Annotated in this window: 10 protein-coding genes; 8 read left to right on the top strand and 2 right to left on the bottom strand. The window is 75.4% G+C overall.

Annotation, left to right across the window (positions count from 1 at the left end):
* The first annotated feature begins 73 nt into the window (after nucleotides 1-73).
* The gene (locus ACFSBI_RS08895; protein ID WP_377934113.1) at nucleotides 74-2,587 is read left to right on the top strand and encodes an FtsK/SpoIIIE domain-containing protein; all 2,514 of its coding nucleotides are present in this window, start codon (nucleotides 74-76) and stop codon (nucleotides 2,585-2,587) included.
* Between the two features lie 58 nt (nucleotides 2,588-2,645).
* Here the strand turns inward: ACFSBI_RS08895 and gabT are convergent, their stop codons facing one another.
* The gene (gabT, locus tag ACFSBI_RS08890) at nucleotides 2,646-3,995 is read right to left on the bottom strand and encodes a 4-aminobutyrate--2-oxoglutarate transaminase (protein WP_377934111.1); all 1,350 of its coding nucleotides are present in this window, start codon (nucleotides 3,993-3,995) and stop codon (nucleotides 2,646-2,648) included.
* A 103-nt stretch (nucleotides 3,996-4,098) separates the two neighbouring features.
* Between gabT and ACFSBI_RS08885 the strand changes: the two genes are divergently transcribed.
* The 7 genes from ACFSBI_RS08885 to ACFSBI_RS08855 all read left to right on the top strand — a co-directional run bounded on the left by ACFSBI_RS08885 (nucleotide 4,099) and on the right by ACFSBI_RS08855 (nucleotide 12,204).
* Nucleotides 4,099-5,106 carry an FKBP-type peptidyl-prolyl cis-trans isomerase gene (locus ACFSBI_RS08885; protein WP_377934110.1) on the top strand — a complete coding sequence of 336 codons (1,008 nt, stop codon included), beginning with the start codon at nucleotides 4,099-4,101 and terminating at the stop codon, nucleotides 5,104-5,106.
* A gap of 101 nt (nucleotides 5,107-5,207) precedes the next feature.
* Complete coding sequence (locus ACFSBI_RS08880) at nucleotides 5,208-5,684, top strand: OsmC family protein (protein ID WP_377934108.1); 477 nt, start codon at nucleotides 5,208-5,210, stop codon at nucleotides 5,682-5,684.
* On the top strand, nucleotides 5,681-6,784 hold the full coding sequence (locus ACFSBI_RS08875) for a 1-deoxy-D-xylulose-5-phosphate reductoisomerase (RefSeq protein WP_377934106.1): 1,104 nt from the start codon (nucleotides 5,681-5,683) through the stop codon (nucleotides 6,782-6,784). Before ACFSBI_RS08880 ends, ACFSBI_RS08875 begins: the two co-directional genes overlap by 4 nt.
* A 154-nt stretch (nucleotides 6,785-6,938) precedes the next feature.
* Complete coding sequence (locus ACFSBI_RS08870) at nucleotides 6,939-8,345, top strand: M50 family metallopeptidase (RefSeq protein WP_377934104.1); 1,407 nt, start codon at nucleotides 6,939-6,941, stop codon at nucleotides 8,343-8,345.
* A 246-nt stretch (nucleotides 8,346-8,591) separates the two neighbouring features.
* On the top strand, nucleotides 8,592-9,722 hold the full coding sequence (gene ispG / locus ACFSBI_RS08865) for a flavodoxin-dependent (E)-4-hydroxy-3-methylbut-2-enyl-diphosphate synthase (protein WP_377934265.1): 1,131 nt from the start codon (nucleotides 8,592-8,594) through the stop codon (nucleotides 9,720-9,722).
* A 176-nt stretch (nucleotides 9,723-9,898) separates the two neighbouring features.
* Nucleotides 9,899-11,683: a proline--tRNA ligase gene (locus tag ACFSBI_RS08860; RefSeq protein WP_377934102.1), complete on the top strand. Its 1,785-nt coding sequence runs from the start codon at nucleotides 9,899-9,901 to the stop codon at nucleotides 11,681-11,683.
* Between the two features lie 2 nt (nucleotides 11,684-11,685).
* Nucleotides 11,686-12,204 carry a dCTP deaminase/dUTPase family protein gene (locus tag ACFSBI_RS08855; RefSeq protein WP_377934100.1) on the top strand — a complete coding sequence of 173 codons (519 nt, stop codon included), beginning with the start codon at nucleotides 11,686-11,688 and terminating at the stop codon, nucleotides 12,202-12,204.
* Between the two features lie 15 nt (nucleotides 12,205-12,219).
* On the opposite strand, the gene ACFSBI_RS08850 is transcribed toward ACFSBI_RS08855, so the two are convergent.
* The coding region (locus ACFSBI_RS08850; protein WP_377934098.1) for an SbcC/MukB-like Walker B domain-containing protein at nucleotides 12,220-13,211 on the bottom strand (992 nt) is incomplete at its 5' end.

Genomic DNA, 13,211 nt, shown 5'->3' with positions numbered 1-13,211 from the left:
CGGAACGGGGCGCGCGCCGCCCGGAGCGCGGCCCGGCGGACCGCGGGCCGGTCGGGCACGGCACGCTGCCGCCGTGATCGACCGACTGGCGCTCCCGACCCGGCCGCAGCCGCCCGACCCGCCGCCCTTCCCGCTGATCGGCGTCGTCGCCCCGGTCGGCATCGCGCTCGTCCTGTTCGCGGTGCTCGGCACGCCGACCGTGCTGCTGCTCGCGGTGTTCAGCCCGGTGCTCGCCGTCGCCGCCGTGCTCGACGGGCGGCTGCAGCTGCGCCGCAGGACGCGGCGCGACCGCCGGCGGCACGACGAGGCGCTCGACACGCTCGAGCGGGAGCTCGCCGCGCGCCGCGCCGCAGCCGTCGCCGAGGCGGTGCGCCGGAGCCCGGGAGCGGCGCTGCTCGCCGAGACGTCCGAGGACTGGGCGGGCCGGCCTGCGTCCGGCGAGCTGTGCATCGGCACCGGCGACGTGCCCTGCGAACCGCTCGTGACGGGCGCGCCCGCGGACGAGCGGGAGCGCGACCTGCTGGCGGCCGGCCGCGTGCTGCCGGGCGCACCCGTGGTCGTGCCCGCCGTCACCACCGTCGCGGTCACCGGGCCCGCGCCGCTCGTCGCCGCGTTCGGCCGCGCCGTCTCCGTCGCCCGGCTGCGCGGCAGCGGCGGATCGGAGGGCTGCACCGTCCTGCACGCGGCGACCGGCGGCTCCGCCGACCTCGTCGTCCGGCTCCTCGCCGACGGCGCAGCCACCGTGCTGCACGCGAGCGGACCCGCGGCCGCCTGCGTCGTCCGCGAGTTCCGCCCCGCCTACCTGACCGCCGCCGCGCACGGGACCGCGGTCGCGTCGGACGGTGCCGTCCCGCTCTCGGCGCTGCTGGCGGATCCGGCGCCGCCGCGAGGGCTCGCGGCGCGCTTCCTCGTCGACGCGGACGGCCCCGTCGAGGTCGACCTCGTCCGCGACGGCCCCCACGCCGTCGTCGGCGGCACGACGGGCAGCGGCAAGAGCGCGCTGCTGACCGCCTGGCTGCTCGCCCTCGCCGCATCGCACCCGCCCGGGGCGCTCGCCATGCTGCTCGTGGACTGCAAGGGCGGCGCCGCCTTCGACCCGCTGCTGCCGCTGCCGCACGTCGCCGGCGTCGTCACCGACCTCGACGCGGCCGAGGCGGACCGCGCCGTCGCGAGCCTCGGCGCCGAGCTGCGCCGCCGCGAGCAGGCGGCCAGGGACGCCGGCGTCGCCGACGCGGTGGCGGCGGGCCTGCCGCGGCTGCTCGTCGTCGTCGACGAGTACCGGGCGCTCGTCGATCGGTCGCCCGGGCTCGCCGCCCTGTTCGCGGACCTGGCGGCGAGGGGGCGGTCCCTCGGGGTGCACCTCGTGCTGTGCACGCAGCGGCCGGGCGGTTCCGTGCGCGACGAGGTGCTCGCGAACTGCGGCGTGCGGGTGAGCCTGCGGGTCCAGAGCGCCGAGGACAGCCGGGCCGTGGTCGGCTCGGACGCGGCCGCCCGCGTCGGCCGCGAGCCCGTCGGCGCCGCCGTGCTCGCCGTCGAGGGGCCCCGCCGCGTGCGCGTCCCGGTCGTGGAGCCGGAGGCGGTGGAGCGGGCCGTCGCCGCGCTGCGCGGCCGGCACGCGGGTCCGAGGGCCCAGCCGTGCTGGCTGCCGCCGCTGCCCGACCGGCTCGCGCTGCCCGACGCCCCCGCGGGCCTGGTGCCGCTCGGGCTGATCGACCTGCCGGAGGAGCAGCGGCAGCCGGTCCTCGGGTGGGCCGCGCCCGGCCGGCCGCGTCTGCTGATCCTCGGCGACCCCGGGTCCGGGCGCACGAGCGCGCTCGCGGCCGCGGCCTCGGGCCTCGGAGCGGCGGTGCAGCCCCCGTCCGCAGCCGCCGTGTGGGACGCCCTGGCCCGGCTCGACGAGCCGCTCCTCGTCGACGACCTCGACCAGGTGCTCGACCGGTTGGGCGAGACCCACGCCGCGAGCGCGGTCGAGCGGCTGGTCGCGCGGCTCCGCGACCGGAGCGCCGCCCCGACGGTGCTGGCGATGCGCGGCCCGGGAGCCTGGAGCGGGCTGCCGCTGCGCCCCCTGCTCGGGCTCGCGGACGAGGTGCTCGTGCTGCGCGTCGGGCTCGAGGACCACCTCGCGCTCACCGGCCGCCGCGACACCTGGGTCGCCACCGCACCGCCGGGGCGCGGCCGCTACGCCGGCCACCTCGTGCAGGTGGGGCTGACGACCGCGCCGCCGGACGTCGCGCCGCTCGCCCCAGTGCCGCCGCTGCCGGCGGGGCGCTTCGCGCTCCTCTCCGGGCGTCCGCTCGACCGGGAGTCGGCGCTCCGCGCGGCGGGGGTGCCGACCGCGTCGCCGGACGCGGCCGACTCGATCCCGGCGGGCGTGGTCGTCGGCTCTGCCGCGGCGTGGCAGGCCCGGTGGCAGGCGCTCGACCGGCTGCGCGCCGATGCGCCTGTTCTCGTCGACCGGGTCGGCCCCGGGGAGCTGAGGAGCCTGCTCGGCCGCGCGGAGCCGCTGCCGCCCGTCGACGGACCCGACGACGTGGTCCTCCTGCCTCCGGAGGGCGAGCCTCGGCGCGTCCGCCTCCCGCGCCCCTGACTCCCGCGCCCGTCCGTCGGTCGGGGAGCGCCGGGCCCAGGGCGCGATCGCTCCGCCGTCAGGGAAGGGTCGCGAGGCCCTCGCGGATCACCGAGACCGCGTCGAGCAGCTGCTCGTCCGTGATCGCGAGGCTCGGCAGGAAGCGGAGCACGTTGCCCCAGGTCCCCGCGGTGAGCAGCAGCACGCCGTGCTGCCCGGCGTACGCCGAGACGGTCGCGACCGCCGCCGGGTAGGGCTCCTTGGTCCCCGGCTGCACGAGCTCGATCGCGAGCATCGCGCCGATGCCCCGCACGTCGCCGATCACGGGGAAGTCCCGCTGCAGGTCCTCGAGCGCCGGCCGCAGCGTCGCCTCGATGCGCCGGCCCTCGGCGAGCAGCCCCTGCTCCTCGATCCGCTCGATCACCGCGACCGCGGCCGCGGCGGCCACCGGGTTGCCGCCGAAGGTGCCGCCGAGCCCGCCGGGCTGCGCGGCGTCCATGATCTCGGCCCGCCCCGTCACGCCGGCCAGCGGGAGCCCGCCCGCGACGCCCTTCGCGAAGAAGACCAGGTCGGGCTCGAAGCCGAAGTGGTCGCTCGCGAACCAGGCGCCGGTGCGTCCCATGCCGCTCTGGATCTCGTCGGCGGCGATCACGACGCCGTGCTCGTTCGCCCAGCGCTGCAGCGCCGGCAGGTACCCGTCGGCGGGCGTCTGGAACCCGCCCTCGCCCTGGATCGGCTCGACCACCAGGATCGCGAGGTCCTCCGCCCCGATGTGCTTCTCGAGGTGGCCGATCGTCCGCGCGGCGGCCTCCGCGCCGGTGAGGCCGTCGCGGTACGGGTACGAGCTCGGCGCGTGGTGCACGTCGCCGGCGAACGGCCCGAACCCGAGCCCGTACGGGGACGCCTTGTAGTTCATCGCCATCGTCAGGTTCGTCCGCCCGTGGTAGGCGTGCTCGAGCACGGCCACCGCGCGTCGTCCGGTCGCCTTGCGGGCGATCTTCACGCCGTTCTCCACCGCCTCCGCGCCGGAGTTCACGAGCACCGTCTTCTTCGCGAACGAGCCGGGGGTGCGCTCCGCGACCAGCTCCGCGACCCTCACGTAGGACTCGTAGGGCGTGATCGTGAAGAGCGTGTGCAGGAAGTCGCCCAGCTGCGCGCGCGCCGCGGCGACGACGGCCTCGTCGGTGTGCCCGATGGTCGTGACGCCGATACCGGCGCCCAGGTCGATGAAGCGGTTGCCGTCGACGTCCTCCACGACCGCGCCGTGCGCCCGGGCGATGTAGACCGGCAGCATCGAGCTGACGCCGACCGGCACCGCGGCCAGCCGGCGCTCGTGCAGCGCGAGCGACCTCGGCCCCGGCACCTCCGTCACGATCCGGCGGCCGGTCAGGTCGGTCGCGAGGTCGGTGGACGGCAGCACGCTGGTCACGGCGTCAGTCTAAGAAGCCCGCGAGGGTCACGGCCGTCGAAGAGGAGCGTGAGAACCGTCGCGCCCGCGCAGGGCCGTCGCCCGGGTGGTCCAGGATGCTCGGGTGCTCCGCTCCCGCAAGACCCTGTCCGCCGTCGTCGCGCTCGGGACCGTGCTGCTGACGGCCGGCTGCACCGCCGCGCAGAGCGGCGGGTCGTCGTCGTCGCCGAGCGCGAGCACGGGCGCGACGCCCTCCGCCTCCGCGACGGCCGTCGCCTGCGCGCAGCCGGGCGCGGCGTCGAAGGCCGTCTCGGTGACGGACAAGGGGAAGAGCGTCGAGCCCGCGGTGTCCTTCAAGAAGGGCATCGACGCGACGGCGACGCAGCGGAGCGTCCTCACGCCGGGTGACGGCACGACGATCGAGCAGGGCGACCGGGTGCAGGTCGCCTACACGATGTACGACGGGACGAGCGGCAAGCGGATCGACTCGCAGGGCTACGGGGGCGGCCCCGCCGTGTTCCCCATCGACGGCACGCTGCTGCCCGGGATCGTCCAGGCGCTGAGCTGCACGAAGGTGGGGGAGCGCTTCGCCGCGGTCATCCCCGCCTCCCAGGCCTTCGGCGACACCGGCGCCGAGCAGATCGGCGTGAAGGCGGGCGACTCGCTCGTGTTCGTCGGGGACGTCCTCGGGCTGCAGCCCAGCAAGGCGACCGGCACGCCGAAGGCGCTGCCCTCGGGCTTCCCCACCGTCACGCTCGCCGCCGACGGCCGTCCGACGGTGAAGATCCCCGCGACCGACCCGCCGACGACGCTGAAGATCGCGGAGAGCAAGGTCGGCGACGGCGAGACGGTGCGCGAGGGCGATCAGGTCACCGTGCAGTACGAGGGCGTGCTCTGGCGCAACGGGAAGGAGTTCGACTCCTCCTGGTCCCGCGGCGCCCCCGCGACCTTCGCCACGAACCAGGTCGTGAAGGGCTTCGGCGAGGCGCTGGTCGGCACGAAGGTCGGCTCGCAGGTCGTGGCGATCATCCCGCCGGCGGACGGCTACGGGAAGGCCGGCCAGGGCGACATCAAGGGCACCGACACGATGGTCTTCGTGATCGACGTGCTCGCCACCCAGCGCGCGTCCTGACCCGGTCGAGGGCGGGCGCCGCATCGCCCGCCCCCCGGCGGCGGTCCCGCCCGGCTGCGCATCCCGACGACGCGGCGTCCTCGACGGCAGGACCCCGGACAATGGGTCGCGTGGGATCGAGGCACGCGTACGCGCTGACCGCCGAGTGGACCGGGAACCGCGGCGCGGGGACGACCGGCTACCGCGACTACGGGCGGGACGTGCTGCTGCGCGCCGACGGCAAGCCGGACCTCCTCGCCTCCGCCGACGTGCCGTTCCGCGGCGACGGGGCCCGCTGGAACCCGGAGGAGCTGCTGCTCGCGGCGCTGAGCGAGTGCCACCTGCTGTCCTACCTGCACGTCGCCGTCAAGCACGGCGTCGTCGTCACCGGGTTCTCCGACCGCGCCACCGGCGAGATGGAGGTCACCGACGACGAGGCGGGCCGCTTCCTCCGCGTGGACCTGCACCCCCGCGTCGAGCTGGCAGATGAGTCGCAGCGGGCGCTCGCCGACTCCCTGCACGCCGAGGCGAACCGGCTCTGCTTCATCGCCAACTCCGTGAGCTTCCCGGTGCACCACCACCCGGAGGCGCCGCGATGAGCGGGCAGGCGCGCCGCCGCGTCCTGCTGCTCGGGTCGACGGGCTCGATCGGCACCCAGACGCTCGACGTCATCGCGGCGAACGAGGACCGGTTCGAGGTCGTCGGCCTCGCCGCCGGCCGCGACGCGGCCGGACTCGCCGCGCAGGCCGAGCGCTTCGGCGTGACCGCGACCGCGCTCGGCGCGGACGACGCGGAACGCCTCGTGCGCGACACGGCGGCGGACGTCGTCGTGAACGGCATCACGGGCGCCGCCGGTCTCGGGCCGACGATCGCGGCGCTCGAGGGCGACGCGGTGCTCGCCCTCGCCAACAAGGAGTCGCTGATCATCGGCGGCCCGGTCGTGAAGCCGATGATGGCGGCCGGCCGGGTGGTGCCGGTGGACAGCGAGCACTCCGCCCTCGCGCAGTGCCTCGCCTCCGGGACGCACGGGGAGGTGCGGCGCCTCGTCCTGACCGCGAGCGGCGGCCCGTTCCGCGGGCGCACCCGCGAGTCGCTGACGGGCGTGACGCCCGCCGAGGCGCTCGCGCACCCGACCTGGGACATGGGGCTCATGGTCACGACGAACTCCGCGACCCTCGTGAACAAGGGGCTCGAGGTGATCGAGGCGCACCTGCTCTTCGACGTGCCGTTCACCGCGATCGACGTCGTCGTCCACCCGCAGTCGATCGTGCACTCGATGGTGGAGTTCACCGACGGCGCCACCATCGCGCAGGCGTCGCCGCCCGACATGCGGCTGCCGATCTCGCTCGGCCTCGACTGGCCGCACCGGGTGCCCGGGGTCGGGGCGCCGCTCGACTGGACGCGCCCGCAGGCCTGGACCTTCGAGCCGCTCGACGAGCAGGCCTTCCCGTCGGTCGCGCTCGCGAAGCGGGTCGGCGAGGCCGGGCGCACGCGGCCGGCGGTGTTCAACGCCGCGAACGAGCAGGCCGTGCACGCCTTCCACGGCGGCCGCATCGGCTTCCTCGACGTCGTGCCGCTGATCGAGGACGTGCTCGACCGCGTCCCCGAGGAGGGCGGCCGCATCGACCGTCACGCCGTCCTCGCGGCCGACCGCCGCGCCCGCGAGGCGGCCGACGGGCTGATCGCCGCCCGCGCCTGACCGGCGCAAGCAGGGGTCTCCTCCGTCGCCGCGGGTGGTCGCCCCGACCGCGGCCGCGCCGCCGTGGAGCTCGTGGGCGATGCTCGGGCGCTTCATAGCGGCGTGCCGCTGAACCGCGCGGGCGGGCGGTGGCCGGGACGTACCCTTGCCCGTCGTGACCGAGGTGCTGCTCTACATCGCCGGCGTCGTCGTGATCGCGGTCGGCGTCGTGCTCTCGATCGGGCTGCACGAGGTCGGGCACCTGGTGCCGGCGAAGCTGTTCGGCGTCCGCGTCACCCAGTACATGATCGGGTTCGGCCGCACGGTCTGGTCGAGGCGCCGGGGCGAGACCGAGTACGGGCTGAAGGCGATCCCGCTCGGCGGCTACATCTCGATGGTGGGGATGTTCCCGCCGGAGAAGGCGGGCCGTCGCGGCCGGCTGATGCAGCCCGCGGGCACCGTGGGCGAGGCGGTCGAGGAGGCCGTCGAGGAGGCGGCTCCCTCCCGCGCGCGCACCGCCTCCACCGGCTTCTTCAGCACGCTCGTGCAGGACGCCCGCACCTCGAGCGCCGAGCAGATCCAGCCGGGCGAGGAGGCCCGCGCCTTCTACCGGCTCAGCGTCCCGAAGCGGATCGTCATCATGCTCGGCGGCCCCTTCGTCAACCTGCTGCTCGGGATCCTCTTCACGGGCATCGTCCTCATGGGCTTCGGCGTGTACACGCCGACCACGACGGTCGCGTCGATCTCGCAGTGCGTCGTGCCCGCGACCCAGGCGCGGCAGACCTGCACCGCCGACGACCCCGCCGCGCCGGCGGCCGGCACCGCGCTGCGCCCGGGCGACACGATCACCGCGATCGACGGCACCGCCGTGCGGACCTGGACGGACATCACGAGCGTCATCCGCGCCTCCGACGGCACGCCCGTCGACCTGACCGTCCGCACCGCCGCCGGTGCCACGGAGCAGGTGACGGTGACGCCGCGGACGAACCGGGTGGCGGTCACCGACCGGCTCGGCAACGTCGTGCGGAACGCGGACGGCACGACCCGGACCACGACGGTCGGCTTCATCGGGATCGCGCCGACGCAGGCGCTGCAGCAGCAGCCGGTCACCGCCGTCGTGCCCGCCGTGTGGAACAACGTCACCTCGGTCGCCGGCGTGATCGTGAACCTGCCGGCGCGCCTCGTCGGGGTCGCCCAGGCGGCGTTCGGCAGCGGGGAGCGCGACCCGAACGGCCCCATCAGCGTCGTCGGCGTCGGCCGCGTGGCCGGCGAGATCGCAGCGAACGAGGAGGTGCCGATCGTCTCGAAGGCCGCGAGCCTCATCGGGATCCTCGGCAGCCTCAACATCGCCCTCTTCGTCTTCAACCTCGTCCCGCTGCTGCCGCTCGACGGCGGCCACGTGATCGGCGCCCTCTGGGAGGCCGTGCGGCGCGGGTTCGCCCGCCTGCTGCGCCGGCCGGACCCGGGCCCCGTCGACACGGCGAAGCTGATGCCGCTGACGTTCGCCGTCGCGATCCTGCTCGGCGGGATGAGCCTGCTGCTCATCTACGCGGACATCGTCCGCCCGGTCCAGCTGTTCTGAGTTGATGGTCTTGGACGCGCGAGCGCGTCCAAGACTGCTGCACGACGGCCCTGAGGCGGGCCGCCGGCTTGCAGCCTCGTGCTGAGGGCGCGAGCGCGCGCGTCCAGGACTGCTGCGCGGCGGGCCGTCGGTGGCAGCCTCGCGCCGGGACGCGGGCGCGGCCCCGGGGCGGGCTGCGCAGCGGTCCAGGCCCCGCCGATTAGCCTGAGGCCGTAAGGAGGCACTGTGCCCGCTCTCAACATCGGCATGCCGAAGCCCGCCCCCGAGGTCCTGGCGCCGCGACGCAAGTCGCGCCAGATCAAGGTCGGCAAGGTGCTCGTCGGCGGCGACGCCCCGGTCAGCGTGCAGTCCATGACGACGACGCCGACGCCGGACATCAACGCGACGCTGCAGCAGATCGCGGAGCTCACCGCCTCCGGCTGCGACATCGTGCGCGTGGCCGTGCCGTCCCGCGACGACGCCGAGGCGCTGCCGATCATCGCGAAGAAGAGCCAGATCCCCGTCATCGCGGACATCCACTTCCAGCCGAACTACGTCTACGCCGCGATCGACGCCGGGTGCGCCGCCGTCCGCGTCAACCCCGGCAACATCCGGAAGTTCGACGACCAGGTCGGCGAGATCGCCCGGCGCGCCAAGGCCGCGGGCGTCTCCCTGCGCATCGGCGTCAACGCCGGCAGCCTCGACCCGCGTCTGCTCGAGAAGTACGGGAAGGCCACCCCGGAGGCGCTCGTCGAGAGCGCCGTGTGGGAGGCGAGCCTGTTCGAGGAGCACGACTTCCACGACTTCAAGATCTCGGTCAAGCACAACGACCCCGTCGTCATGGTGAAGGCGTACCGCCTGCTCGCGGAGCGAGGCGACTGGCCGCTGCACCTCGGCGTCACCGAGGCCGGCCCCGCCTTCCAGGGCACGATCAAGTCCGCGACCGCGTTCGGGATCCTGCTGTCCGAGGGCATCGGCGACACCATCCGCGTCTCGCTGTCCGCCCCGCCCGCCGAGGAGGTCAAGGTCGGCCTGCAGATCCTGCAGTCGCTGAACCTCCGGGAGCGCAAGCTCGAGATCGTCAGCTGCCCCTCCTGCGGGCGCGCGCAGGTCGACGTCTACTCCCTCGCCGACAGCGTCACCGAGGGCCTGCAGGGGATGAGCGTCCCGCTGCGCGTCGCGGTCATGGGCTGCGTCGTGAACGGCCCGGGCGAGGCCCGCGAGGCCGACCTCGGCGTCGCGTCCGGCAACGGCAAGGGCCAGATCTTCGTGAAGGGGCAGGTCATCAAGACGGTCCCGGAGGCGGAGATCGTCCAGACCCTCATCGACGAGGCGAACCGCATCGCGGACGAGATGGGTCCGGGCGCGACCGGCACCCCGGAGGTCGTGACCGTCTGACCCGCAGCGCGCCCCGGACTGGGGGCGCGGCACGACCGGCGCGGCGGGCCTGAGTCTCCTAGCGTGAGGAACCAGCGCGGCCCGAACGCCCGCCTCACCGCGAGCCCCGGGCACCCCGCAGCCCGGGGCTCGCGGCGTTCCGGGCGGGGGGCGGGCGCTCGCTAGGCTCGTCCACCGTGGTCACGCGCATGAGCCGGCTGTTCCTCCGCACCCTGCGCGAGGACCCGGCGGACGCGGAGTTCGTCAGCCACAGGCTGCTCGTCCGCGCCGGGTACATCCGCCGTCAGGGCCCCGGGCTCTGGGCCTGGCTGCCGCTCGGCCTGCGCGTGAAGGCGAAGGTCGAGGCGATCGTCCGCGAGGAGATGGAGGCAGCGGGCGCCCAGGAGGTCCACTTCCCGGCGCTGCTGCCCCGCGAGCCCTACGAGGCGAGCGGTCGCTGGACCGAGTACGGCGACGGGATCTTCACGCTGCAGGACCGCAAGGGCGACGACTACCTGCTCGCGCCGACGCACGAGGAGGTCTTCACGCTGCTCGTGAAGGACCTGTACTCCTCGTACAAGGACCTGCCGCTCACGATCTACCAGATCCAGGACAAGTACCGGGACGAGGAGCGGCCACGTGCCGGCCTGCTGCGCGGACGCGAGTTCACGATGAAGGACGCGTACTCGTTCGACGTCGACGACGAGGGCCTCACCGCCTCCTACGACCTGCAGCGCGACGCCTACGAGCGCATCTTCCGCCGCCTCGGCCTCGACTACGTGATCGTCTCGGCCCACGCGGGCGCGATGGGCGGCTCCCGCAGCGAGGAGTTCCTGCACCCGACGCCGATCGGCGACGACACGTTCGTCCGCACGGCCGGCGGCTACGCCGCGAACGTCGAGGCCTTCCGCACCCTCGCGCCCGCGCCGAGCGAGATCGAGGGCCAGCCGGCAGCGGCCGTCTTCGACTCGCCCGCGACGCCGACGATCGCGACGCTCGTCGACCTGCTGAACGACCACCACCCGCGCGAGGACGGCCGCGCCTGGAGCGCCGCGGACACGCTGAAGAACGTCGTGCTCGCGCTCACCCACGTCGACGGCCGCCGCGAGGTCGTCGTCGTCGGCATCCCGGGCGACCGCGACGCCGACCTGAAGCGCGCCGAGGCGGCCTTCTACCCGGCCGTCGTCGAGGCGGCGACCGAGGCGGACTTCGCCGCCCACCCCGCGCTCGTGAAGGGGTACATCGGCCCCTGGTCGCCGACCGGTCCGGTGCTCGGCGCCGACTCGGCGAGCGGGCTCCGCTTCCTCGTCGACCCCCGCGTCGTCGACGGCACCGCGTGGGTCACCGGGGCGAACGAGGACGAGCGGCACGTGCTCTCGCTGGTCGCGGGTCGCGACTTCGCCCCCGACGGAACCGCGGAGGTCGCCGACGTGCGGGTCGGCGACCCCGCGCCGGACGGCTCCGGGCCCATCGAGCTCGCGCGCGGCACCGAGCTCGGGCACGTGTTCGCGCTCGGCCGGAAGTTCGCCGACGCGCTCGGCCTCAAGGTGCTGGACCCGAACGGCAAGCTGGTCACGGTCACAATGGGCTCCTACGGCATCGGGGTGACCCGCGACCTGGCGCTCGTCGCCGAGGCGAACGCCGACGACAAGGGCCTCGTGTGGCCCCGCTCGATCGCCCCCTTCGACGTGCACGTCGTCGCCACCGGCAAGGACGAGGCGACGCTCGAGGAGGCGGAGCGCATCGGGCGCGAGCTCGAGCTGCGCGGCGCCGACGTGCTGGTCGACGACCGCAAGGCGTCGCCCGGCGTCAAGTTCGCCGACGCCGAGCTGCTCGGGATGCCGACCGTCGTCGTCGTCGGGCGCGGGCTCGCGGACGGCATGGTCGAGGTGTGGGACCGGGCGAGCGGCGAGCGCACCCCGACGCCGGTCGCGGAGGTCGTCGAGCGGGTGGCGGCGCTGCTCGCGCCGGAGCCGGTCTGAGCGTGCTCCGCCGCGTGCCGCCGATCGTGCTCGCGGCGGTCACGACCGCGGTCGTCGCCGTGGTCGTGGTGACGGTCGTGCTGCTGACCGGCGGCGGGCAGGGGAGGCGCCTCGCCCCCTGCACGGACGCGCTCGAGGCCGGCCCGTACGGCTGCGTGGTCCTCGTGTCCCTCGACGGCTCGGTCGACGGGCAGGACGCGAGCGCGCCGAGCGGCGGGTCGATCACCTATCGGATCGAGCGGACCGGCGGCCGGGACCACCTCCTCTGGAGCGGCGACTGCAACGGGGGCGAGGCCGACGTCGCGGTCTCGGCCGCTCGGTACCGCCTCACCGGGGCGGTGATGCGCCAGAAGGCGTGCGAGGGCGCCGGCTCGGTCGACCCGTGGGCGGCGCGGCTGTTCCTCGGAGACGGATCGGCGCCGGCGGTCGTCCGGGTGGACGACCGCGACGACGGCACCGTCGTGCTGACGCAGGGCGGCTACCGCGCGCGCTTCGCCCAGGTCGTCGCCGCCCGCGACTGATGCCGCGGTCGCGGGTCACACCGCGGTCAGGGCCACCCGCATCCGTACCGAGCTGGACCCGTCGGCCTCCCGCTCGACGTGCAGACCGGCCGGGATGTCCTCCTGCATGCCCTCGACGTGGCTGATCAGCCCGACCACCCGGCCGCCTGCGCGGAGCGAGTCGAGCGTCTCCATCGCGGTGTCGAGCGTCTGCCGGTCGAGCGAGCCGAAGCCCTCGTCCACGAACAGCGTGTCGAGCCGGACGCCGCCGGCCTCGTCCGACACGACCTCCGCGAGCCCGAGCGCCAGGGCGAGGGAGGCGAGGAAGGTCTCGCCGCCCGAGAGCGAGGCGATCTGCCGCGTCCTGCCGGTGTGCTCGTCCATCACCTCGAGGCCGAGCCCCGAGTGGGCGCCGCGTTCGGCGAGCGCGTCGTCGTGGCGCAGCGTGTACCGGCCGTCGGTCATGGTGGCGAGCCGCAGGTTCGCGGCCGCCACGATCTGCTCGAGGCGCGCCGCGAGCACGTAGGCCTCGAGCCGCATGCGCCGGGCGTTGCCGCCTCGGACCGCAGTGGCCAGGGGAGCGGCGACCCGCAGCTGCTCGCGGGCGCCCGCGGTCGCCGCGACCGTCTCCGCCACACGGGTGGCGAGCGCCAGGGCGTGCTGCGCCCTCGTCGCGAGGTCCGCCTCCCTCTGCAGGGCCGCCCGCTGCTGCTCGAGCGCCAGCCGCTTCGCCTCCGCCGCCGCGTCGACCTCGGCCGGCGCCGTCGGCGCCGCGGCGACGTCGTGCTCCGCCAGCTGCGCCGTGGCCGCCGCCCTGGCCTGGTCGTGGCGGTGCACGGCCGTCTCGATCGCCTCCCGCTCCGCGACGGGCAGCGCGGCGGCGCGGAGGTCGTCCACCCCGGCGAAGCCGGCCTCGGCGAGCGCCCGATCGAGCGCGTCCGCGGCCTCCCCGGCGTCGTCCCGCGCCGTCGCGGCCTCGGCCCCGGCACGCTCGAGCGCGCGGAGCAGGTCGCGCCGCGCGATCAGGG

Source organism: Amnibacterium endophyticum, assembly GCF_042680685.1.
Taxonomy (GTDB): domain Bacteria; phylum Actinomycetota; class Actinomycetes; order Actinomycetales; family Microbacteriaceae; genus Amnibacterium; species Amnibacterium endophyticum.
The sequence above is the reverse complement of the archived record's forward strand: the minus strand, read 5'-3'. Positions and strand labels throughout refer to the sequence as shown.